15 protein-coding genes are annotated in these 24,149 nt (G+C 46.0%); 4 read left to right on the top strand and 11 right to left on the bottom strand.

Annotated elements, in window-relative coordinates; all coding sequences use genetic code 11:
• Positions 1–45: 45 nt before the first annotated feature.
• A complete protein-coding gene (locus GV030_RS07745) occupies positions 46–3,546 on the bottom strand; it encodes a CotH kinase family protein (protein WP_159581461.1) in 3,501 nt (1,166 codons plus the stop codon).
• Between the two features lie 327 nt (positions 3,547–3,873).
• Here GV030_RS07745 and GV030_RS07740 point away from each other — a divergent pair, with 327 nt between their 5' ends.
• Positions 3,874–5,070 carry a T9SS type A sorting domain-containing protein gene (locus GV030_RS07740; RefSeq protein ID WP_159581459.1) on the top strand — a complete coding sequence of 399 codons (1,197 nt, stop codon included), beginning with the start codon at positions 3,874–3,876 and terminating at the stop codon, positions 5,068–5,070.
• A gap of 5 nt (positions 5,071–5,075) precedes the next feature.
• Here GV030_RS07740 and GV030_RS07735 read toward each other — a convergent pair whose 3' ends face one another.
• From GV030_RS07735 to GV030_RS07700, 8 genes are all read right to left on the bottom strand, one after another.
• Positions 5,076–5,975: a TylF/MycF/NovP-related O-methyltransferase gene (locus GV030_RS07735; protein WP_159581457.1), complete on the bottom strand. Its 900-nt coding sequence runs from the start codon at positions 5,973–5,975 to the stop codon at positions 5,076–5,078.
• A gap of 2 nt (positions 5,976–5,977) precedes the next feature.
• Positions 5,978–7,318: a hypothetical protein gene (locus GV030_RS07730; RefSeq protein WP_159581455.1), complete on the bottom strand. Its 1,341-nt coding sequence runs from the start codon at positions 7,316–7,318 to the stop codon at positions 5,978–5,980.
• A gap of 35 nt (positions 7,319–7,353) precedes the next feature.
• Entirely contained in the window at positions 7,354–8,511 is a 1,158-nt protein-coding gene (locus GV030_RS07725; RefSeq protein WP_159581453.1) for a helix-turn-helix domain-containing protein, read from the bottom strand.
• A gap of 181 nt (positions 8,512–8,692) precedes the next feature.
• Positions 8,693–10,123, bottom strand: coding sequence for a hypothetical protein (locus GV030_RS07720; protein ID WP_159581451.1), 1,431 nt, complete (start codon positions 10,121–10,123; stop codon positions 8,693–8,695).
• A 590-nt stretch (positions 10,124–10,713) separates the two neighbouring features.
• The gene (locus GV030_RS07715; protein ID WP_159581449.1) at positions 10,714–11,298 is read right to left on the bottom strand and encodes a hypothetical protein; all 585 of its coding nucleotides are present in this window, start codon (positions 11,296–11,298) and stop codon (positions 10,714–10,716) included.
• 130 nt (positions 11,299–11,428) lie between these two features.
• Complete coding sequence (locus GV030_RS07710; RefSeq protein ID WP_159581447.1) at positions 11,429–11,881, bottom strand: DUF1801 domain-containing protein; 453 nt, start codon at positions 11,879–11,881, stop codon at positions 11,429–11,431.
• Positions 11,865–13,160: a HAMP domain-containing sensor histidine kinase gene (locus GV030_RS07705; RefSeq protein ID WP_159581445.1), complete on the bottom strand. Its 1,296-nt coding sequence runs from the start codon at positions 13,158–13,160 to the stop codon at positions 11,865–11,867. The genes GV030_RS07710 and GV030_RS07705 overlap by 17 nt, the downstream gene beginning before the upstream one ends.
• Positions 13,157–13,834 (bottom strand): response regulator transcription factor, encoded by a 678-nt coding sequence (locus tag GV030_RS07700; protein WP_159581443.1) that lies wholly within the window; start codon positions 13,832–13,834, stop codon positions 13,157–13,159. Before GV030_RS07700 ends, GV030_RS07705 begins: the two co-directional genes overlap by 4 nt.
• A gap of 296 nt (positions 13,835–14,130) precedes the next feature.
• On the opposite strand from GV030_RS07700, the gene GV030_RS07695 reads away from it, so the two are divergent.
• The 3 genes from GV030_RS07695 (at position 14,131) to GV030_RS07685 (ending at position 23,044) form a co-directional block, all read left to right on the top strand.
• Entirely contained in the window at positions 14,131–16,038 is a 1,908-nt protein-coding gene (locus tag GV030_RS07695) for a histidine kinase dimerization/phosphoacceptor domain -containing protein (RefSeq protein WP_159581441.1), read from the top strand.
• A gap of 3 nt (positions 16,039–16,041) precedes the next feature.
• Positions 16,042–16,773 carry a LytTR family DNA-binding domain-containing protein gene (locus tag GV030_RS07690; RefSeq protein ID WP_159581439.1) on the top strand — a complete coding sequence of 244 codons (732 nt, stop codon included), beginning with the start codon at positions 16,042–16,044 and terminating at the stop codon, positions 16,771–16,773.
• 142 nt (positions 16,774–16,915) lie between these two features.
• Entirely contained in the window at positions 16,916–23,044 is a 6,129-nt protein-coding gene (locus GV030_RS07685) for a cadherin domain-containing protein (protein ID WP_159581437.1), read from the top strand.
• 120 nt (positions 23,045–23,164) lie between these two features.
• Here the strand turns inward: GV030_RS07685 and GV030_RS07680 are convergent, their stop codons facing one another.
• Together GV030_RS07680 and GV030_RS07675 are read right to left on the bottom strand one after the other, a co-directional pair.
• The gene (locus tag GV030_RS07680; protein WP_159581435.1) at positions 23,165–23,599 is read right to left on the bottom strand and encodes a SiaC family regulatory phosphoprotein; all 435 of its coding nucleotides are present in this window, start codon (positions 23,597–23,599) and stop codon (positions 23,165–23,167) included.
• 35 nt (positions 23,600–23,634) lie between these two features.
• The gene (locus tag GV030_RS07675; protein ID WP_159581433.1) at positions 23,635–24,087 is read right to left on the bottom strand and encodes a hypothetical protein; all 453 of its coding nucleotides are present in this window, start codon (positions 24,085–24,087) and stop codon (positions 23,635–23,637) included.
• Between the last annotated feature and the right edge of the window lie 62 nt (positions 24,088–24,149).

The following is a 24,149-nucleotide window of genomic DNA, read 5'->3' as shown; positions in this document are numbered from 1 at the left end:
CTTTTTCGAAGGCTTACATGAGGACTTTTGACCGTCTCTTATCTGTTATTTCTGTATAAGGAGTTTTCCGTGTTGTACACCCTGCTGTGTGGTGATCTCAATCAGGTATACTCCGCTCTGAAAGGTATTCGGAACTTGCCATTCGAAAGTTACCAATCCGGTTTGCCGAAGGTGGATGGACTCACTGGTTAGCATTTTTCCGGATAAATCGAGTATGCTGAGTGTGACCATTTGATGGTGGGCCTGAAAGCTAAAAGAGACATGGTCACTCGCCGGATTGGGATAGCAAATGACTGTGGTTGATGGTGAGGGTACACTCAGGGTTACTTCCCTGTTGGCATAGCCGGGAGTGCCCCCGTTGGGATGTGCGTACCAGCTTTCGGGCTTGCTATTGTCCAGTAGTGGGTTATCTAGTGCCAAAGAGAAGCCATCACCTGCCGGCGAAGTAGGCCAGGGTGCTGAGGAAAGGTAACATACTTCATCTATGCTTTTGCCGGTAGCATCAAACAAGCGGAGGCATTCACCATCGGATGAAAAACCAAATTCCAGTTCGCCCAGAACATTACTGGCGGTACTGTGAAAGCTGCCATATGCCCCCAGGTCTTTGGCGATCACGAGGTATCCTCCGGCCCCAATGACGGTGCCATCAGGGATTTTAAAGCTGTTTTCATCATCACCGTCCCGAAACACCCAGCCTGTGAGATCCATTGCGGCATTGTTCGGATTGTGCAGCTCCACCCAATCCTCTGTATCCAGGTTTTCTCCCGATTTATAGTTGATTTCGTTAATGACAATGTCATTTCCTGAGCCTGATTCAAAAATGGCTGTAATGTTCATGTCCTGAGTGAGATCAAGGAAGATTTCAGACTGTGTGCCGGTCACATCACCTTCCCATCTGACAAATTTTCCTCCATTGGAAAACGCTGACAGGCGCACGGGAACTCCCTGAAAGTAGATCCCTTTCCAATCTTGCTCATCAATCACCAGTGCATTGACCTGTACAGCACCATGGTTGAGGTTGCTGCTGTTCACAGTGAGGGTATGCTCACCGGATAGTCCGAACTGACTCCTGATGTGCTGCCGCATATATTGCGGTCGTTTTTCGGCGAAGGTCTTCATCACGGAAACCTGATACAGCCAGTTATTGTAGTTGCCACCCCAGCGACTCATGTGATTGGCTATTTCTGTCGCTATTTCATCGCTTAGGGCATTTATTTTGGCGAGCGTCTCTCTTGAAGAGAGGGCAGTGTTCAGCTGGTCAGCAAAGGAATTGATGAACAGGGTTTTGAAATTTTCGTTTTTCAGGAGGTTTCTGAGGAGAAATGTGGACCATGCCGGGTTTGGCCATCCAGGTCCATTGGGGTCCATGGCAAAGCTGAGGGTATTATTGTAGTAATTCTCTGCGCCATATACTCCGAACCCAAAATCAGTGTCGTAGGTAATCCACCGCCATTTGGCACCGGGTTTATTTTCCTTCCAGAACTTGATGTTGTTGCCGGGCCAGTCGGTATTGTCAATAAATATGTTGCCGATCTGGTATTGGGCAAAGTTGAATACATCCATATGATTTTGCACGTATTCGTAATGCTCGTCTTTGGTAAGATCGTTATTTTCAATGTAATTGATGAGTTCCCAATAGCTAGCCGGATCACCTTCTACCGATGCTCCGTTGGCTTCCAGGATGATGATGTCGTCAGGATCCAGGTGATGGTGATTGGCCAGAAAGTCTTCATTCACCTTCTCCCTGATGTTCTGTATGCCCCAATATTCACCGTTCAGGTAGAGCACAGCCGGCCGAAATGCCTGATGGTCTACCGTTTCGTGAAACAAGGAGGTCATGAATCCGTCTCGAAACATAGAGGAGTTCCAGTCGTTGCCTGAATTGCGCAGGACGAGGCTGTTGAAGTGATCCATAGAGTGGTCAGGAAATACCTGATAGTCAATGGATGCTGCCCCGTATGACTTTCTCGCAAAGATGGCCAGCGACTTCTGGGCGCTTGCCCGGGACCAGGCCCCAAAAATTTTAACCCCTGCTGCCATACTAAAGGCCTGGGTTCCATTGGGTTCATAGAGTTCGATGTGAATAGGTTTTTCCCAGTCCTGCCAGAAGTTAGCTCCGTAGTGTGGATTGTTTGGGTCGGCGTTTGGCCCCATTACATAGATGCCTTCCTGCTCATCCCAGAGGTGGTACGGATCGGTGGATACAGAGATTACTGGTAACGAATGGTTTGCATTGAAGAGGTAGGTATTGGCCGAAACATTCACCGGGATACTGTTTTCTTTGATCACCACAGCTTTCACCACGGTAGTTTGTTCAATGGTGATGGGGCTGGAGTATAGTATGGCATTATCAAGGGTCGGGTCAGCTCCGGTGGTGGTGTAATAGATGTTTTCAGAGCTCCCCGCAGAGGAGAGGGTCAGCTGAAAGCCATTGGAGAAGACTCCCCCTTTTTTGGAGAAGCTCACCTCTTCTGAGAAGTATTGATAGCCCTGCGTACTGTTGGGGGTTCCCGGTGTTGGTTCTGTAAAATAGCTCAGGGTTTCCAGGTCGCCTGCAGGGTGTCCTATCGAAATATTGGATCGCATAGGGCCGGTGACCAGGGAGTCTACAACAGTTCCATCTGCCCCAAATAAGTAAATGGTTTCACCATCCGCAGAGATTTTAAAGTCCGTGTGAAGACTATTGGAGGGAGCCGTGAGAAACGCAGATAATCCAACCTCTGAGGGACTTTTTTTGCCCACTGATAAGAAAGGGATGGCTGTAAGGTCGGAGGACGTGGCGTTAACATTGTGCACCTGTACGCAGAGTACATTTTCTCCGGCGGTTAGTATTGAGCTAAAGTCCGATAGGTCAAAGGCTTCGGGACTGCCACCTGAATACAACTGAGCTTCATGATCAGGAGAGGCAAAGGCATCAAAATCCGAAGAAGCGAGATTGCTCCTGGCGATTTCCGTCCCGTTGAGGTAAGCGATAAACCCATCATCATAATCCATGTGTAGAATAACCTGCTCTAGATCTGCCAGATTGCCTATCTGAAAAGTCTTTCGCAGAAAGACGGAACTAGCCTGAGAAAGTACAGTGTTGTCATCATTGTCACCATATCCAAATCCGCTTGGGCCACTCAGCCAGTTGCTGTCATCAAATGATGCAGCGGTCCAATCAGCGATGGGAGCCTGCGGAACGATGTATTTCCAGGTGTCACCCTGGTCAATAAGTGTTTCCCAGTAGAGGGGTGGGGTTTTTCGGTCTTTGTCCGAAGCGAAAATCAATTGATATCCACCCGCCGCGATGCTGACATTGTCAAAAATCCAAGCCTTTTCTTTTTGGTCTGATAAGCCGAAACCCATCAGGTCAACGGCTGTTGTTCCGGCATTGAAGAGCTCCAGCCAGTCAGGAGTGTCACCGTCTTCATCTCTGAGTGTGGTGTTGGAGGCCATGACTTCATTGATGACGATTTGCTGAGCATGGAGTATTTCCGGAAAAACGAGTGCGACGAGCAGAGAAAAAACGACGGTTTTTGTACCAGCAGAGAAGTGTGAAATCATTGAGGATTGAAATATGAATTTCGAAATTTTAAGAAGATAATTTTATAAATCTAGTGAAATGCGCGAATCTTTTATGTGTACATTATACACATTAGTAAAAAAATAGTGATTGCTGGTATCTTCTTTTGACCAACTAATTGACTGGTAAAATGAGATAAATCCGAAGAAAGTTTCATTTAAAGACTGGCTCCTTTGCGGAGAATAGGCCAAAAGTCAGTTTTGCCGTTTTCTGAAGATAGTTCATCACCGGTATGAGGTACTTTATCGAAATCCTCTTTCAGTTGTATATAAGTTGAATTATCTTGATCTCTCCTTACCAACCAAATCATGAGGTCTATACTTGCCATATTCATTACGTTATTCTGCTGGGGTGCCTTTGCTGCTTGTCCCAGCCCAACCACTACAGGTAATTTTCTGAACCCATCTGGCCGAATAGATGATCATACTGATCTCGTTTCTGACGACTGTACACTGGATCCTGATGATTATTCCAGTTTAAGAATTAACAACAACCGAACCCTGACGGTGAATGGCAACCTGCTGATAACGGGTAACTTTACTATATATGGGACTTTGGTGGTTAATGGAACGGTGACCATCGAGGGAGATCTCACCATAGATGGAGATGGACAGTTGATATTGAATGGTGGGTCTAGTATGGAGGTGCAGGGAGATATTGACAATGGCGGATTTTTCTCGGCGCTCTTCGCTCCGGCAGGCCAGGGAGGATCAGTAGCGGGAGCGCTTACCGTAGGCAATGACTTTAACAACAACAATGGGGGAGTGATGAATGTGGGCGATGGAGGCGTGATGGATATAGGTGGTGCATTGAATGCCAATCCGGGAAGCTCCATGACCGTGGCAGATGGAGGAACCATGTCTGCCACTACGGTAAATGATCCGGGCGCAACGGTGAGTGGGCCGGATGACTGTAGTGATGGATGCTGTGGGGTGGGATGTGGTGCCTTGCCGGTGACTCTTTTGTCATTTAGTGGAGCGTATGAGGATTCTGCGGTAGTACTTTCATGGTCCACGGCATCCGAAACGAACAATGATTTTTTCCAAATAGAGAGGTCTGAAGATGGCGCTGAGTTTGACATAGTGGCTAGAGTGTCTGGCCACGGCAACTCCAAGAGTCTTATTGAATATGAATACAGAGATGAGCATGTGTCGGCCACTGCTTATTATTACCGATTGCTGCAAGTAGATTTTGATGGGGAATACGAATATTTTCCGGCGATTGCGGTTGCCGCCGCTGCAATTCCTGGTGAGCGCTTTTCGGTATTTCCCAACCCCATTACCAGGGGGGATTTGACCATAGTTTGCCCGGAAATATCTCAAAATGAGGTACCCAAAGTCTATCTCTATGATGCCAACGGATCTGTGGTTCTTCACAAATCTCTGGATGCTGAAGGAAGCCGAATGGTACTTGCTCAAGCAGATGAGTCACTCATTCCAGGAGTATACCTGCTCAGGTTGGTTACAGATTCTCAGGCTTATACCAGACGTTTAGTGGTGAAGTGACGGCCTTAGCTGTTTTTCAGAATCATCGCACTTCCCTGCCAGTCCGGCAGCTCCAGTAAAGTTTCAGGAATGGTAGGCATAAACTCATCGAGCGCTTTTCGGATGCCGTCCCAGTTGTGATTGTAATCGTGAATGATGATCACCCCTCCCGGAGAAAGTTTGGGATAAAAGTACTCCAAAGCAGCCAGGGTGGGTTTGTAAAGGTCAGCATCGAGGTTTACAAAGGCGTATTGCGATTCCTTCAGGCCTGCAGCTGACTCAGGGAAGTACCCCGGATGAAACTCCACATTTTCATTACCATTGATATAGTCTTTGACCCCCTCCAGAGAGGTATTCGAAAAGGTGGTGGTGCTGTATTTTTCTTCATCATTTTCCGAGTGAAGATCCGCTTCATGAAAGCCTTCAAAAGTGTCGAAAAGATGCAGCTTCCTTTCGGGATCCATTTCGTGCAATATGTTGGCAGTCTCCCCTTGATAAACCCCCAGTTCTGCAAAAGCACCTGGCACTCCCTGTTTGCGCAGGCGCTCCACCTGAAACCAGAACGTATAGAACCTTACTTTGTCCCGGTAGGTTCTTTCCAGTGTTCGCAGATTCGCAGGGATCTCGCGCTGGCGGATGGCTTCCTCCCATTGATAAGGCTTACTGATCTTGTAAGACCACTTGAGGGAGAGTAGGTTATAGCCAAGAAACAGGAGGATCAGGATAAGTAAAATACTAATCAGGTCTATGAGCTCCAGGGTAATGGCAGTGTGCATATGTCCGGCTTTGGTACCCTGCGAAACTAAGGGTTTTAATGGGAATTTTAAGGTAAAAAATGGATCTGCCTGAACCGTATGATTGAGCACTGTCACTTGGCCATAGCTGCCTGCTCCTTTTGGATCTGGAGCAGGCAGGAGGCTGTACATGCTTAATTTCTATGGGTGTCCAGGCCAACGGGTACTGTGTATTGCAGGCCGAAAATGGGGCTGATTTTTCTAACAAGATAGGGGTTTCCCTCCATCCAACCTGCAGATTTGGAGACCAGCTGAAGGGTAAGGCTCACCTCATCCGAGATGGCGTATTTAGTGGTTAGCTGCACGGCACCTCCGAACTTTCCTTTCGCGGAATAGAAGGATTCAGGTTGTTTCCAGAGTTTGATGACACATGAGATGCTAAGATGCTCTGTTGAGCTGGTTTTAAAGTCATATACCCCAATGTCAATCCCATAAAAGTGGTGATGATAATTATTGTACTGAGTGAGTCCGAGGTAGTAGCCATTTTCCTCATAGGTAAATGGCATATTCAGGGAGAGTGCATTGCCGAAGTGGGTGGGCTGATACTGAAAAAACGGCATGATAGTCATGGCCTCAGAGATCCGGATCCGGTTGATCATCACAATGGAAGGATTTAAAAAATTGAGCAGTGAAAGTCTGCGCTGCCTGCGAAGGTAGCTTTGACCCTCAGGGGTTAAATCATGAAATCCGACTCTTCTGTTTTTACCGCTGCCATCCGGGAAATCATCCCGATCGTAGTATGAGGCGCTGGGGCTGAACATATCAAAGGCCCAGGCAGTAAGATCAGCCCCGGCATAGTCACGCTCGCTGGCTATATCCGACTCATATTTGGGTGCAATGACTTTCACAGAATCCGAAAGAGTGCTGGTGGAAAACCGGAAGTAATTCCAGACATAGTAGGCATTGTATAAGTACAGCGGGTTTTTGTAAAAGCCTCGGGGATGATAAAAGTCGAAGAGTACATTTTCTTTGGTCAACTGTGTTTCGTATTGTACGCCAGCTACATAGCTATAAAGGAGCGCGTTGACGTCCCGGGTTTTCAGATCAGCAAGTTCTTCGTCAGATGGTCCATATACAGTACCATCCCACCTGTGAAATATCCAGTTGCCGTTCTTGCTGGCGACTCCATTTACGCCAAGTACGGATCGGTGGTACTCTTCGTGCGCCCACACCCCAAGAGGAATGGGTAGCTCACTCCCATACTTGCTGAAAAACAGTCCGGCGAGATAGCCACTGGTTCTGGATTTCCAATTGTCGGTACGAAACAGGGAATTGTTGAGGGCGTCGATACCCCAAAAACTGAGGTCGTAGAGGGTGTTGCTATAGCCCATAGACTGACTCATTGATGGATATCGGTGCTCCTTTTGTGTGTTCTGTGGAATGTCCAAAAGCGGGAAATTGAACGCAAGCCTGGTTTGGCCCTGTCCGGCTAGTGCCCCAATGACCATTAGAAGAGTGAATGCAAAGACTTTCATGAGGTGAACTTTTTCCCTCAAAATTCGACATGGTGTTATTTCAAATCGTCCGAATTGATCAATTCGGACTCCTTTTCCACTACCTTAGACCTTAGGTAATTGGAGGGTGTGGTCTCATAGTGCTTTTTAAATACCGCATTGAATGTGGCTTTGGAGTTGAACCCAGCTTCGTAGGCCAGGCCCAGCAGTTTCAGGTGATGATAGTCAGGGTTGTCCGATAGGAATAAAAATTCCTGAAGTCTGTATTCATTCACAAAATCATAGAAGTTTTTGCCAAAGGTTTGATTGATGGTTTCGGAAATATATTGCTTGTTAGTTTGCAGAAGGGTGGCCAGATCCGCCAGTGTGAGGCCAGGAGTTTTGTAGAGTTTCTCCTCTTCCATCAGGTGTTTCAGTTGTTCGGCCAGTTCTACATTGGTTTCCTGTACTTTGCTTTTTCCCGGAGCTTTTTGGTTGCTAATGAAGAGGTCTTCCTCATCTGGTGATTGGAAAATCACAGGCTGCCTGATCAAGCAAAAGGCACACCAATAGATGAGCGCGAGCAGCCCGAGAAAGTGATAGGGGTAGAGATGGCGCAGCATGGGCCAATCAAATTTTTTGGAGTAGAAGGCCAAAATACCGATGGCCACCACGATCAGGGCAAACCTCAGGAAGTGCCCCAGCCACAACAGCCGGGCTTCTTCATTGGCTGCAAAATCAAGGATTTTCAGTTGATAGGCTTTCAAATACCATAAAGCCGTACCAAAATAGGCTACATGCAACCAGGCAACAGCCTGGTTAATCAGCCCAAAATCATCAACGACTGATCGCTCGAAATCCGCTATGTACAGAGACTTGGCTGATGCTGAAGACATGAAAAACGGAAAATGGTAGGTAACCAGCAGTAGAAAGGGCAGGAAATAAATTACCTCCACCTTACTGAAGTGCACCCCTAACCGGGTAATTCGCCGAACAAATATCAGGATCAGCGGGCCATATAGGGCCGGAATAACCCAGGTGATGTGTAGCAGGTGTGGAAACCGAAGAAAAAAGGCCTGGTTGTCATTGGCTACCAGATAGAGATGAAGTGCCATGACGATGAGCAGCAGACCAAATAAACGAATGCCTCTCAGAGAGGAATAAAAGAGGAAATAGCCGGCAAGTAATAGCGCCTGAATACAACTGGCAAAAAGTAGAACCTGCAGAAGACTCATAGTTGGGCCGGTGGATGATCGAATTCTGAGTAATTGTTGCCAAATATAATTATCCGGGAGGTAGGAGTACTAATCGGAGATCAATCAATGGTAATACTTTAGAGTCTATCAAAGCAGTTTCCCTTGCCACCCTTCAGATTCAGAGGAGATAATCTGGATATTCCTGGAGAGATAATTTTGTTTATATTCTTTTGCTTAGAAGTTGTTCTAAAAACTCATCGAGATCAGAGTCACTGGGTCTATGTACATTATTAATGATCAGTTTGGCTGAGGAATCAAACAAACCATGATATGGGTACTCGAAAATTTGATCACTGAGTTCATGATCAATATCAAAACAATGTGTTCCTGTGTCTCCGAACTTTGCAATAAATCTATCGAATCTTTCTCCAGGGCTACTTGTGCAAATATTTAGAAACTGTATCTCCGTTCCATATTTTTTCACGAAGTATTCCTGATGCTCAAAATCAAGCGCACAACCACGACACCCAACAAACCACATGTTGAGGTATGTGTATGGGAACTTGCTGATTTGCTCGCTAAGGTTGAGTGCCTCTCCATCTCGAGTGTAGACGGTGATGTTTTTATCAAGCGTAAATTCAAGCGACCTTAAGGAATCACTCAAATATGCATAGTAATCGAGAAGCTTATTGTCATATCCTTTTGATGCTAATAAATGCCTCAAAGAATCAAAAGAGTTCAAATCATATCTCGCATAGTTATCAATAACTTTCGTTTCGAAAATCTCCCTTATCTGACCAACTAAATTGGCCTCCGAGAACCTAAAGAGAACTCTGAGAAAGGCGTCTAATCTGGGTATGCCAACTTGCTCTGGTATATATTCATCGATATTAGATTCAGCAGCATTCTTTAGAAAATCATATAATAAATGGCTGTTTTGAAAGGACGAATCTTTATAATCAACCCTATCTAAATAGGAATAATACCCCTCTGGGAACCCGGTGGTATCAAACCTTTGATGTCGTCTGATTGCTGGTTCGCTGGTCTTTTCTATTAAATGCCGATATCTTAAACGGTTTAACTCATAGTGGATAAAATCCTCATGCAGCCCGAGCCCACTAGTATCCTGATCAAACTGGTGTAATTCTAAATCATAAGCTGAATCCATTAATAATAGGAAATCCTCATAGGAACTATCCCTTGCCTGAAATCGAATGAGTTCTATTTCAGATGAAAGAGGGTTTAGCGCCTTGTTTTGGAAGTACTTATACTGATTGGCTTTCTTTCCCTCAAAATTTATCTGCCTGATAAAGTCATCATTGTCAGATTTGATTTGAGCGGTCAGGTAGACCGAATCTCCCGGATATACCCATGCCTTAAACCTGTTAGGCCCCACAGAGAGCTGTAGTTCACTTGGTGTAGATTTTTTAAATCTAAAACAGAAATACTCTGTTGAATCGGGTTTGTATTCGAATTGCTGGTATTGACTTAATACATCCTGAACTACTTGTATTTTGACTTCTCGCCAAAATGATCCTTTAATGTTTCCACTAATTACTACTTCATCAGGGGCGATGGGTAAGTTTCTCATTGTTTGTTCACAGGAAAGGAAAATGAGAATAGCGAAGAAGAAGATGATTAAGCTTTTCATTTACCTGTTATAGATTTAGATCGAAAGGTGCGGTAGTTTATTTACACATCTCACTAATAGAATCATCCAAGCTAATAGAATAACCATTGCGAGTCAAGTATTATTTTTAATCTGCCGGCAGAAAGGTTTTTGAGTCAGCCATCATTTTGGATCAAGCAATATTTGTGTGGTTATCCATTTGAGGAATTTGATCACAATCATCACTATCTACCTTTAATATACTCATAACAGGAATTTCGTTTAATCCACAAAAAAAAACCCACCTCAGGGAAGTGGGCCTTTTTACCGCTCATTTACTGCTTTTATATGATTATTTTCTTGCGTCTTAGGTTCGTAAGTTATGACCAGCGAAGCCCCCGAAGATCCCAAACTCAATGAGCAGGGCTTCAGACCGGCCATAACGAATCTGCTAATGGTAAATGCTCACCGCTGGTTGTGAATAATGCATTTGTTTAGCTTAGACTAAGCTAGCCACTGAATCTGGAGACAATCTGTAGAAAATATACAAGTCAGCGGCTAGGCCATGTTACAGGCAGTTACAGCCCCGCTCTGCGGGACCGCAACTAACCTGAAGAGCGGATTTTGAACACTTATGAAACAACCTTTTGCGTAGCGGCAATACAGTTTCTGATCTGCTCATTGCTGACATTGGAGATACTCAGCTTTTCAAACTCATATTCCAATTCTTTCTGATGACTGAGCGATGAGGTCCGAGAGAAAATGAGTGCATCGTGAAGGTAATGCTTGGCTTCTCGCACAGATTTCTTCACACCATATGCCTGATGCTGTGCCTCAAAGCCTATGGCATCTTCCAGTTCTACCTGGGCCAGCTCCACCAGTATCCTGGCAAACTTCCTGTGGTACATGTCCACGTCTATGGTGCGAAACTCTGCTTCATTTTGCAAGGCTCTCAGCTCCATCACGGCCCGGGCTACAGTCTCATTGCTGTTGTCTGCATACTGGTGTATGTGCACCGAAATGAGTTCGATCAGCTTATTGAAATCGTCCTGCGCTCTTAGGGTTTCGCTAGATGCTACTTCATTACACAAATCTCTCATCAGGCGGGCTTCTTTGGTTTGTTCGTAATGGCCCGGAGGGTTCCAAAAGAGGAGTATGACGGCCGGGGCCAGTATGATTCCTAGTGAGATCAGGATGAATTTGTTCTTTATTTCCATAATCTAAGTGACGTTAAATTCTAAGTGAACTTACAAGTAGATTCTGGATGAATTCTGTAAAAATGACTATCGCAAGTGAAAAAATGGTTTTTATTCTGACGAATGCACAGAACAATACGGGTGGTGGCTTTTACCTCAGGCGGGTTTCATAGCATTGTATCCATTCTTCTGCTGTTACTTTGCTCACCAGTTGGCCGATCAGTTCAAAGGGGATATCATTGACTTTCTTGAAACGAATGCAACTCTTGCCCATGTCCAGCCGGGTTTTGCAATGTAGCGGATAGGCTGTCGTAAACCACTCCATGAGGTCAGGGTTTGCGTAGATGCCCATGTGGTAGAGGGCGATGAAATTCTTCTGCGAGGCAATATTAATAAAGGGGAGGGGCAGTTTGGGGTCGCAATGATAGCCCGCCGGGTAGCGCTCATGTGGTACCACATACCCGATCATTCCGTAGCTCATCCTCTCTTCAAACCCTTCAGGGAGATGGTCCAAAATGGTCTGTCGGAGTTTTTGGAAAGCTTCCTGCCTTTCATCTGGCAGCTGACTGATGTACTCCCCGGGGTTGTTAGCGTTGATCTTCATGATTTTGATGTTTTTGGGAATTGAAGCTGATTTTTATCCGGTGCCACCCATCCTGGTATGTATAGAGGATGGTCATGTCGTAAAGATCGGCAATTCTCTTGATGATGGACAGCCCCAGTCCGGTAGATTCATGCCCTTCGCCAGACCTTTTGAACCGATCAAAGAGGGATGCTGTGGGGAGACCCGGGTCTTTGCCTGTATTTTCAATGACCAGGTGATTTTGAGTCAGTATGATCCTGATGGTGCCATCTTGAATGTTGTGCTTGATGGAGTTGCTCAGGAGGTTGGTGATCATCATGTACATGAGATCATTGCTAAAGTTGAGTATCGGGTTCCCTTCAAATCTGAGGTCTACTTTCAGGCCTTTGAGGTCAACCAGCTCATCAAAACCGGACAGCCGACTCATGATGAAAGCTTTCAGTTCGATCGGCTCTGACTCTACAAACTGGTTGTTGTCGATCTTTGTAAGGGTGGATAGCCCTTCCTTGAGTCGGGAGAGCCTTCCGGCTGCTTCGTAGATTTTACTCACCTCATTCAGCTGGGCCTCAGACAGAGGTTCCTGCAAGAGCATTTCAGCCTTGTTTTTGATAATGGCCAGAGGTGTTTGGATTTCGTGGGAGGTGTTTTCGGTATATTCTTTCAGGGTTTTATAATCATAGATACTCTTGGAGATCATTTTGTCCAGTACCTGTCTGAGGTCATTAAACTCCTCCACATGAGAAGGCTCTATGGCCAGCTGCTCAGGGTGGGTGATCTGGAATTTGTGCAGCTGATCGATGATCTGGTGAAAAGGATGCCAAAGCTTTTTGAAAATGAATCGGTTGAGAAGCCCCAAAGACACCATCAGCATGAGCGCGATGCCCAGCATGATTTCGCTCACACCTTCCATGAGGTCCTGATTGGGTAGGAGTGATTTGGAAATGGTAATGACATAAAACCTGGATTTGATCTCACTGGAGAAGGTCAGCAGTCTGAAGGGCAACTCTTTCTTTTCATAGGGATCATACATCACCGTATCGATCAGTGTAGGTGGAATGTTGGGATTTTCGGCCACTTCATTGATCTCAATAAGGTCTCCTATATTCAGGTAATAGGTTTTTTCCAGGTTCTCATAGTTGCGGAGCTCATACAGGAGTTGATCTTGCTCAGCAAACAGCTTTTCATTGAACTCCTGGTTGATGATTGATTTCAGAATCAGGTAGGCCGCCAGGCTGCCTGCCACAAAAACGATAATCAGTGTGGCCAGGTAATACCGGTTGGCTATGGCGAGGAGTCTCAATGGTTAGTGAATTTATAGCCAATACCATAGACGGTTTCGATGTAATCATTTCCTCCATGCTCCTGTATTTTCTTCCTCAGGTTTTTCAGGTGTGAATAGATAAAATCGTAGGAGTCAGCCATGTCCATGTCGTCTCCCCACAGGTGCTCGGCAATGGATTCTTTGGTAATCACCCGGTTTTGATTGGAGATGAAAAAGACCAGCAGGTCAAACTCCTTTTTGGTGAGGCTTACGAATTGTTCGTGAATGATCACAGAGCGGTCGTAGGGCTTTACGGTGATCTCTTTGAACACGATTTCGTTTTGGGCATCAAAGTTCCTTCTTCTGATGACAGCCTTCACACGAGCATTGAGTTCGGACAGATCAAAAGGTTTGGTGATGTAGTCGTCTGCGCCTATGTCCAGGCCCTTGATGCGGTCTTCTATGGAATTCCGGGCAGAGATGATGATGATCCCGGAGAGGGACTTGAGTTTTTTGAGTCCTTCGATGACATCCAGACCGTTGCCATCCGGAAGGGTGATGTCTACAATCACACAGTCGTAGGAATAAGCCCAGGTTTTTTCACTGGCTTTGGAGAAGTTTTCTGCCCATTCGCAGTGGTAGCCTTCCTTGCTGAGGTAAGTGATGATGGATTCTCCAAGGGAGCGTTCATCTTCAACTAAAAGTATATTCATGTGCTAGAGTTCAGACTAAAAGTTAATGATCTCATGTGGAGAGCGCCAATTTCGGTGTTTTCAAATCACATTCTAAATGTATAAACAATAGGAGTGAATTGGTATTGGCCAGATGCAAAGTTGGATCGAAGGGAGATAAAAATGAATAGGGGTAGGGCGGTATAAGGGAATTTCGTGCGACGTACTTCCCAGATAAATGGGCAGAGTTGGTAAGAAAATGCTTATGTTTCACTTATTGTTGCACAGGAGGTGCAGATTCCTGTAATTCACGTTTTCTACAGTACTAATCCGCAGTTTTGAGATTTTATCTTACATGTATTTGCCTACTCATTGGCAGCCTGGCCCTCACCTCACAGGAGCTCAGCGACGAGGTGAAGTCTGTTTACAACTTCAACAGTACAGACCGCTTTATACATGTGTGGGATAGCCTGGAGCAATCAGGTCACGGTGTCTTTCAAAATCCGGTAGGAGAGTGGCTGGCGCCAGCCGAATACTTCTACGAGCAGGCTAAACTCAATCAGGATACACTGACACTTCAAAAGCTAGATTATCCATTGGCCATAGTCTATCATACCCTGGCTTTATACGAAAAGTGTATCCCGCTTCTGGTGGAATTGCTGGAGCAAAGGGAGTTGCTATCTGAAAAACGTTATCAATATGCAATACTCAAGCTGGAGGAGGCCTACAGACGAACCGGAAACCTGAAGGAGGCCATCCCCTTGAGAAAGCAAAGAATAGAAGCCGGATTTGACCATAGTTTTTGGGAAATCTACGCGGAAGCAGACCTGTTTACGGAAGCCATTAAGGATTTTAAGCATTCTGTAGAATTCCCAGCTCAGGGGTGGAACAGAATGGTGTATTTCATGGACCTGGCCTCCCTTTATAAAGAAAATGGCGACTATGACAGTGCCATCTACTATTACGATAAAGCTTATGAAGATGGACAGTACATCATGGCACGAGTGGAGTACGATGGCAAATCGCCGTACACAGAATCCAATAAACATTACTGGACAGCCTACTCCAGAGGCATGATTGGCCAGGTGTTGGTGGCGCAAGGTAACTATGAGCCTGCCATACCACTTCTGATCAAGGACATAGAAGTGAGCAAAACCATTCATGAAGTGGATAACACTCTCAACAAGCGTCTGGATCTGGCCGAATGTTTCATTCATCTGGGGGATTTGCCTCGGGCCGCCAGCTATATTGATACCGTCAAAAACCTGCTGGGAAACAGAGGCTGGCTGGCTACCAAATTGAGACTTTTGGAAGTGGAGGCGGAGTATTTTTATGAGACCGAGCAGTACGGAAACGCTGCCAAATACCTTAAGGAATTCAATAAACTCAACGATTCACTGAATGAACTCAGCAACAGGAACAACCTTATTGCCATGACCACCCTTCTGGATTCAGATCAGCAAAGGGCGATACTGGCAGAACAGAAACTGGAAATTGAGAAATCCAATTCGATTAAAAAAGTCCAAAATAATCAACTCAACCTATTGATCTCCGGAATAGTGATCCTGGTTCTGGTCATTGTGGTTTTGTTTCTCAACTATAAGCAAAAGCTAAATAGCAAATTGGAAGCCGAGCGCAAGTTGGAGCAGAAAGAAATTTTCCTGAGAGAATTGCACCATCGGATCAAAAACAACCTTCAGATCACTTCTGGTTTATTGCAACTCCAGGCAGATAAGTCCAAGGATGATTTTGTGAATTCTGCTCTCCGGGAAAGTAAGGGCAGAATAAGGTCCATGGCACTGATTCATAATTTACTGATTGGTGACAATAGTATTTCTTCAGTTTCTTTGAAGAAGTACATTGAGGAATTAGTTGAGCTTGTCGAAGCAGGACTTGGCCAGCCGAAGGATACCCGAGTGACCACTTCCATAGAGGACCTTGAGGTGAGTGGGGAGCTGGCGGTTCCCCTGGGATTAATTATCAATGAGATATTGACAAATAGCTATAAATATGCCTTTGATTCCTCGCCGGGTGAGATTTCCATTCGGTTTTATAAGGGTGAACATGGGGGTGAAACTTTAGAGATTCGTGACAATGGAAAAGGGTTTCCGGAGCATTTTTCAATTGAAAAATCCAATTCACTAGGCATGCAACTAATCACAATGCTCTGTGGTCAGATCAGGGCCAAACTGAATATCTTTTCTGATCATGGAGCTGTCTATGTGATTCAACTTAATGAAGGTTAAAGAATGAGTGAGAAAATCAACATATACATAGTGGAGGATGAGGCCATCACCGTGGCCACCATCAAGAGTTATTTGCATCAGGTTGGATATGAGGTATGTGGAGTCGCCGATGAGGCTACTGCCGCCTGGAAGGATATTCAGTCCATGGAAGTGGACCTGGCCATTTTAGATATCAACCTGATTGGCGAGAAGGACGGCATTTGGTTGGCTCAGAAAATCCACGAACTGGGGACCATTCCCTTTGTTTTCCTTACGGCCTATGGCGACCGAAAAACCGTAGAGAGTGCGCTCACTTTTAAACCTGACGGCTATCTAATCAAACCCTTTGAGGAGATGGAACTGTACACAGCCATTAAAATTGCCCTGGAGGCATTTGCCAATAGATCTACCTCACCGCCGCCTGCCGAGACGGACAATATGATGGTCAATGAAAGTCTTTTTATCAAGGACGAGCATATTTTGGTCAAATTGACCGTTGATGAGATTCAGTTTGTGAAGTCAGACGGTAATTACCTGGAGTTACACCTGTCAGGGAAAAGGCACCTGATCCGAAGCAAGCTTGTGGATTTTGCTCAGAGGCTGCCCGCAAATTTCATTCAGGTGCATCAGCGCTACCTGGTCAATTTATCCAAAGTAGAAGTGATCGGCAATGGCTATCTGACAGTTGTAGGGAAAGAAATCCCGATTTCAAAAACATTCAAAGACAACCTCTTTCGTAGCATTAAGACCATTTAAGGGCATTTATTTGAGTTGGTCGGCACTCGCTGACCATACTTCACAGCATTGGTGCCATACTTCACTTTTTTTCAGCGATCATGTCTTTTGAACATTAACTATGGTGATTGATAACCTTAGTTCATATTCAAAATTCACCGACATGAGAAAACTTTTCGCCTTAGTATTGTTCTTTTTACTGACCCATTGGTCATGGGCCCAGACAACTTACACAGTGACCAATACCAACGATGATGGTGCTGGTTCACTTCGCGAGGCAATGACCCTTGCCGAAGGCTCATCCGGAGCAGATGTGATCGACATGACCGGAATTTCTGGGACCATCACTTTGGGGAGTGCGCTTCCTGACATCACGCAAGACCTGACGATTAATGGACCAGGATCATCTGATCTGGCCATAGATGGTGCAGATACTTATCGCATTTTTTTTATTGTGAATGAAACTGCTCCAACGGTTGTGATCAACGATCTCACCCTTCAAAATGGATTAGCCAAAGGCCAAGACAAAAATTATGCTGGAGCCGGGGCTGGCATGGGGGGAGCCATCTATGCAGATAATGCAACCCTGAGTTTAGAAAATGTCATCTTTGATGGCAACACGGCCCAAGGTGGAAATGGTGGTGTGGCAGGAGGAACCCATAGTGGTGGTGCAGGACCGTTTGATACTGGCGGGGCTCCAGGTTCTTCAGGACCCAATGGAAACCCTGGAGGCACTGGAGGATTTGGTTCTGGTGGTGGTGTTGGTGGTGCGGCCACTGTCTATGGTGGTGGAGCCAATGGCAGAGGCGGAACAGGTGGATATGGTGCCGGAGCAGGTGCACCTGGGGTGGCGAACTTTCAAGCACCAGGTACATCACCAGGAGGCACAGGCGGGATGTTCGGTGGAAGCACAAATTCATTCAACGGAAGCTCAAGCTCTAGTGCAAGATCCGGTGGTGGAGGCGGAGGGCTCGGGGGAGCACTGTTCGTCAGAGCTGGATCTGCAGAATTTACAAATGTGACGTTCTCCAATAACCAGGCTTCAAAAGGTCTGGGTGGAGCCTATTCCGGTGATGGCCAGGGCAAGGGCGGAGCGCTCTTCCTAATGGATGGCGTGACGGCAGAGGGAGTAGGAGTTTCTTTTAGCAACAACACTGCTTCAAATGCTGGAGAGACTGATTTCGATAACAATAACAACTATGGTACACTGAGTATTATCACCAATATTGTGATTGAATCCAATCCGGAAGATGATGAAATATCGGAAGGTGAAGATGTCGTCTTTTCGGTGGCCGTGACTGGAAGCGGCGCCACCTATCAGTGGCAGGTCAATGACGGCAGTACCTGGAGCGATCTGGAAGAGGATGATCAAATAAGCGGGTCAGATACCGAGGAGTTAAGCCTTACTTGTCTTGATATTGACTGGGACCAGTACCAATTTCGATGCGTAGTGGAGGGAACACTGAATACCGAGACTTCCGAGGTAGCTACCCTTACAGTGAATCCTGCAGCTGCACTTGAGGTCACCATTACCGGACAGGATTTCATCTTATGCGGAGCACAGGAGATTACGTTTACTGCAGTTGCGGAAAATGTCGAAACTACGCCAGCATATCAATGGGTGGTCAATAGTGAGGAAATAGCTGAAGAAACCGATGAGACTTTCACTTATGAAGTTTCTCCCGGAGACGAAATAAGTGTCATTTTAAGCGAGCCAGGCGCTTGTTATACAAGAGCTGCTGCGACCTCTGAGATCATAACAATAGAAGAAAGTGACACCATAGCGGTCACTACCGATGCTTCTTCAGGGCAAGGCAGTTTCGCATGGGCAGTTGCATTGGCTAACACCGCAGCCTGTGATCAAACGATTACAGTGGATTTGACTGGCTTGCCGGACAATTCCACCATCAACATCAGTGGGATATTGATAACTGCCAGCCGATTGAAGATCGTGGGGCCAGGACGGGATCTACTTAGATTTGAAGACACGACTCCTTCAGGTTATTCCTTAAGTTCTCAAGGCATGGAATATCTTGAAATGTCAGGATTTGAACTCTACCATGATCAGGAAAATACTGATGATGGGTTGAGGCTTGAGTCAAGTATGATCGTTCTTTCAGAAATAGCAGTATCAGGTTATGGACAGAACGGAATAAGCACCGTATCCATGGACAATGATTTCGATCAGTTATTCTTATCTGATAACCGCACCGCCATTTTATTCTATAGCTCTCAGCTAGGTGGTCAGACTTCCTCGGAAGTACCCGCAAGAGTTTCACTGACAAACTCTGAGTTTGATAATAATGAAAAATCCGTATTTATTAATGACTATCAGTCCTTCACCACTTCAACCATTGAGAATGTAGTGATCAAAAATAACCAGGATGAATACAGCGGAGGATTACAAATTAATCTCTACAATACATCTGGAAGCTTCACTACCACGCATTACATCACCAATGTGTCCTTTATCAATGCATATGGAAATGGGGCCAACCTAAACGCATCGGACGGAAATGATCAAATCATCGCTCATTTTACTAATTGTACTTTCTCAGAAAATGGTATTCGATCGTATGATGACAACCTAGACGATACAACCATCGATATCGCGGCACTGGCCAATAAGAATTCTGAAGTAATTCTTACCAATTGTACTTTCGCGCAAAATGCCATTGCCATTGGCTATGATGAAGTTTCCGGAGGAAGTGCCCTGGCAACTATCAAGAACTCCATTTTTGTGGGGAACACGATTAGCAACGTTTATACATCTGCTGGTGCGGCCACAATCACAGAATCCAACAATATTGGCTATCCTACCTTTTCAGGAGTAGCCGCTGATGTGATCAATACGACCCTGACCGATCCAAACGGGACCGGACTTTTGGTGCATGAATTGGTTGTTTGCACGTCTTCAGCCCTCGATGCGGGAGATGATTCAGTGGCCCCTGAGACGGATCAGCTGGGAAATACCAGATCGGGCATTTCAGATCTTGGAGCGGTCGAATCACAGGGATTTATTAACACACAACCACAAGACCTGAAAGACTTCCTGGGAAATGAAGCCTCATTTTCTGTGGTGGCTAGTGCGGATGCTCCTACCTATCAGTGGCAGGTCAGCAGTGGTGGTGAATACACGGATCTGGCTGATGATGCCACTTACTCAGGTACTCAGACCAGCGAGCTTACCATTGCAGAGCTAACAGATGATCTTGATGGAAATAGCTATCGCGTGGTGATTAATGGGCTGTGCGAAAATATTTCGAGCGGTGCGCTGTTGGACGTCATCCACTACCCAACGTCCGATGATGGCTCGGTGACGGCTCTGGAGGACGCCACTTACTCCTTTCAGGAGTCAGATATTGTATTTGCTGATAGTGATGAAGACCTCTTTGCTGGGATACAAATCATCTCGGATGTCTCTTTGGGATATCTGTTATATGACGGTGATGCTGTGAGTACGGATGTTACCTATTCTGACCTTACGCTCCTGACTTTTACACCAGAGGCCAATGCCAATGGGGAGGATTATGCTACTTTCACTTTCAAAGTCGCTGATGATTCCGGAGAGGATGTGCTCAGCACACTCACCTATACCATGACCATCGATGTGTCGCCGGTAGGTGATGCTCCCACGGATATGTCACTTTCCAAAAGTGACATAGATGAAGACGCAGCAGTGGGTTCGGCCATCGGTACGCTGACTACCACCGATGTGGATGCAGATGATACCTTTAGCTACGAAGTGCTGACTTCCATTGAGATCGGAGGACAAACCATTTTTCCGATTGTGGCTAGTGGTGATCAGTTGGTCACTACCGTGCCATTGGATTTTGAGCAGGTTCCTCAGTATTTGATCGAGGTGGAAGTTACCGACGGTTACGATTTGACTTTTACGAAATCATTTTTGCTTTCGACCAATGATGTGAACGAAGCACCCACTAATCTGGTACTGAGTGTTAGTACAGTCGATGAAAACACGACCGTGGGGGGCAAGGTAGGAGACTTTAGCTCGGATGACCAGGATACTGGTGCAGCTGAGGCCACTTTTAGTTTGAAAGATGGCGCTACGGATAATGCTGCTTTCACCATTACAGACAATGCCCTTTATGTGGCTGAGGTATTTGATTTTGAGACCAGGTCTAGTTATGAAGTGACCGTACTGGCCAATGATGGCAACGGAGGAGAAACAGAAGGAGTATTTACCATCACAGTAAACGACCTCAATGAGGCACCAACTGCCATCACACTTTCTGTGGCAGCCATCGATGAAAATGAAGCTTCGGGTACGTTGATCGGGGTACTCAGTGCAGCTGATACAGATGCAGGGGATTCCCATACTTTTTCATTGGCCTCAGGGGTGGACGACAATGATTCATTTACCGTGTCAGGAAGTGACCTCTCTGCTGCCGAGTCATTTGATTTTGAAACAAAGGATACTTACACCATTACTGTCACAGCCACAGATGCGGGCGGGCTGACTTATGATGAATCCCTGACGATCTCTATCACAGATGTGTTTGAGAAATTGGATCAGGTCATCACCTTTGACGTTTTACCAGCCAAGGCCTTCGGGGATGCTGATTTTACACTCACAGGTTCATCCAGCAGTGGTTTGGCTCTGACTTATGCATCATCGGATCCGTCAATCGCTGAAATAAGTGGTACCACGGTGAGTATTCTCAAGGTGGGATCAGTGACCATTACCGCCTCTCAGGCCGGGGATGATACGTATAATCCTGCCACTGATGTTACTCAGACCTTGACCATCGGCAAAGCCAGTCAGAGCATCACTTTTGGAGCTTTGGAGGATAAGACTTTTGGAGATGCTGCCTTCGACCTTACGGCCACTGCCAGTAGCGGATTGTCGGTAAGCTACGTATCGTCAGATGAGTCCATTGCTACCATCTCTGGATCTACAGTGACCATTCATGCTGCGGGCACTGTGGAGATCACAGCCAGTCATGGAGGAGACGACAATTATGCAGCGGCCGGTTCGGTTACTCAGACTTTGACTATCGGCAAAGCCAGTCAGAGCATCACCTTTAGCACTTTGGAGGATAAGACTTTTGGAGATGCTGCCTTCGACCTTACGGCCACTGCCAGTAGCGGATTGTCGGTAAGCTACGTATCCTCAGATGAGTCCATTGCCACCATTGCAGGGGCTACAGTGACCATTCATGCTGCTGGCACTGTGGAGATCACAGCTAGCCAGGCAGGAGATGACAATTACACAGCAGCGGGTTCGGTCACCCAGACCTTGACCATCGGCAAAGCCAGTCAGAGCATTACTTTTGGAGCTTTGGAGGATAAGACTTTTGGAGATGCTCCTTTTGATCTTGCGGCCACTACCAGTAGCGGATTGTCGTTAGACTATGTATCGTCAGATGAGTCCATTGCCACCATCTCTGGGTCTACAGTGACCATTCATGCTGCGGGCACTGTGGAGATCACAGCCAGCCAGGTAGGGGATGAAAATTACACAGCGGCCGGTTCGGTCACTCAGACCTTAACCATCGGCAAAGCTAGTCAGACCATCACTTTTGGAGCTTTGGAGGATAAGACCTTTGGAGACGCTGACTTTGACCTCACGGCCTCTGCCAGCAGCGGATTGTCGGTAAGCTATGTATCGTCAGATCCGGCTGTTGCCAGTGTGAGTGGAAGTACCATCACCATTCATGCTGCTGGTTCAGCGACCATCTCAGCTGCACAGTCTGGAGACGGCAACTTTTTAGCAGCTGCAGATGTGCAGCAGGTCCTCTCGGTTAACAAGGCCAGCCAGTCTATTATTTTTGAAGATATGGATGATATTCCAGTAGATAGCGCACCCGTGGCACTCACGGCCACTGCTTCATCCGGTCTGGAGATTACCTACACGGTCACCGGGCCTGTCACCCTTTCGGGTAATGAGATTACAGCGACAGGTGCCGGTTTAGTCACTGTGACGGCCAATCAGGATGGGAATGAAAACTATCTGGCGGCGACTCCAGTGGTGGTTTCCTTCGAGGTATTAGCAGGTCAGTCTGTGGTGCTCAGTGTACTTCAGGAGGAGTTGACGATTTATCCTAACCCATTTACTGATCGGTTTACCCTGGATGTATCCAGTCCTTATCAAGGGGAAGTACACCTGAGTTTGTCTGATCTGAGTGGAAGAGTGGTGTTTTCCGCCAGGTATGAGAAATCTGCCGGGCGATTGGTTATGGAAGAAAATGTGGTGCTGGCTCCGGGTATTTACACGATGATCCTCACGGTGGGCAATGAGCGGGAGCTCAGAAGGGTGATCAAAGAATAGAAATATAAGTACTAAGGCGGATAGACTTTCAGGTCTATCAAGGCAGCTCCAAGGGAGCTGCCTTTTCAAGAATTCACCGCTGATTGGAGCTCACTTCTTTAGAAGTGGGCTCTTTTTTTATTAGTTCATGGAAGGAGAAATGGTGAGGTTGGCGAGGTTTACCCGAAAGTCAAAGTCGCACAATCCCTGAAGGTCCATCCCCATTTCATAGATTTCTGTGTTGTATTTCTCAGTAATCCAGTTGATGGTAATATGCTTACCCTGAGCTACAGCCGCATTGAGAGTCTTGATGGTTTGGAAGAGAAACCGTGTGGTAAACGCATTGAAGATTTTATATTCAAAGTTGATGGTGATGCCTTCGTTTGCAGCCAGGTGATCCTGGATTTCTTCCAGTATCACGCTGTAGCAGATTCTCAGTTCTGGTTTGAGTGACCACCCTTTGATGATCAGCAGACTTTGTTTCTCAAGGAAGTTGATGCTGAGTGGTCCGTCGACTTTAAGGTTTCTGTTTTCTAATTCCTGGAGCAGCGGATAGTGTAGTGAGTATGCGTTCATGGTTCTTTGTTTAGCTGTGTAAGTAGTAAAGGTTCTTATTGAAATTTGCTGATTTTAATGCTGATAGAGGCCTGTAGTGTAGGCTGGAACATTCTGGTCCCCAGGCCAAGTCCTAATTTGACCGCCGGAATAGGGTTGACATATCCCTGCAGCGTAGGTGTGATGGCAAAATTTTGTCCGTTGGTAACACCTGTTCGGATGTTCAGGTCAAAGCCTATGAAATCATAATGCTTCAAGGGCAGGTTAAGGTACATGCCAGTGAATTTCTTTTCGTAAAATCTATAAGGCAATTCCTGGTTGTCAATGAATTTGGCAGGCTCTTGGTGAAATCCACCTATTTCCACATTGCAGGGGAAAATATATCCGATGGCAGTACCTAGTTTGATGCCCACCTGAGTTTGTTCAATGTAGGATTTGGCTGTGATTCCCTGAGCATAGATTCCCTGGGCCAAAAAAATCGTAAAAGCGAGTGTAAATAGTTTTTTCATGTGAGTACGTTTTGAGTTCTTTATGATGATGTAAAGTTGAGCTTATCGTGCCTCTCATGTTA

It is taken from the genome of Marinoscillum sp. 108 (assembly GCF_902506655.1).
Taxonomy (GTDB): domain Bacteria; phylum Bacteroidota; class Bacteroidia; order Cytophagales; family Cyclobacteriaceae; genus Marinoscillum; species Marinoscillum luteum.
This window is presented reverse-complemented; position numbering and strand designations above follow the sequence as displayed.

Excerpts from the sequence above, each read along its gene's own strand:
- GV030_RS07720 (WP_159581451.1), bottom strand. The coding sequence starts at position 10,123 with ATGAAAAGCTTAATCATCTTCTTCTTCGCTATTCTCATTTTCCTTTCC.
- GV030_RS07675 (WP_159581433.1), bottom strand. The coding sequence starts at position 24,087 with ATGAAAAAACTATTTACACTCGCTTTTACGATTTTTTTGGCCCAGGGA.
- GV030_RS07710 (WP_159581447.1), bottom strand. The coding sequence starts at position 11,881 with ATGAAGATCAACGCTAACAACCCCGGGGAGTACATCAGTCAGCTGCCA.
- GV030_RS07690 (WP_159581439.1), top strand. The coding sequence starts at position 16,042 with ATGAGTGAGAAAATCAACATATACATAGTGGAGGATGAGGCCATCACC.
- GV030_RS07735 (WP_159581457.1), bottom strand. The coding sequence starts at position 5,975 with ATGTACAGCCTCCTGCCTGCTCCAGATCCAAAAGGAGCAGGCAGCTAT.
- GV030_RS07745 (WP_159581461.1), bottom strand. The coding sequence starts at position 3,546 with ATGATTTCACACTTCTCTGCTGGTACAAAAACCGTCGTTTTTTCTCTG.
- GV030_RS07715 (WP_159581449.1), bottom strand. The coding sequence starts at position 11,298 with ATGGAAATAAAGAACAAATTCATCCTGATCTCACTAGGAATCATACTG.
- GV030_RS07680 (WP_159581435.1), bottom strand. The coding sequence starts at position 23,599 with ATGAACGCATACTCACTACACTATCCGCTGCTCCAGGAATTAGAAAAC.
- GV030_RS07725 (WP_159581453.1), bottom strand. The coding sequence starts at position 8,511 with ATGAGTCTTCTGCAGGTTCTACTTTTTGCCAGTTGTATTCAGGCGCTA.
- GV030_RS07740 (WP_159581459.1), top strand. The coding sequence starts at position 3,874 with ATGAGGTCTATACTTGCCATATTCATTACGTTATTCTGCTGGGGTGCC.
- GV030_RS07700 (WP_159581443.1), bottom strand. The coding sequence starts at position 13,834 with ATGAATATACTTTTAGTTGAAGATGAACGCTCCCTTGGAGAATCCATC.
- GV030_RS07685 (WP_159581437.1), top strand. The coding sequence starts at position 16,916 with ATGAGAAAACTTTTCGCCTTAGTATTGTTCTTTTTACTGACCCATTGG.
- GV030_RS07730 (WP_159581455.1), bottom strand. The coding sequence starts at position 7,318 with ATGAAAGTCTTTGCATTCACTCTTCTAATGGTCATTGGGGCACTAGCC.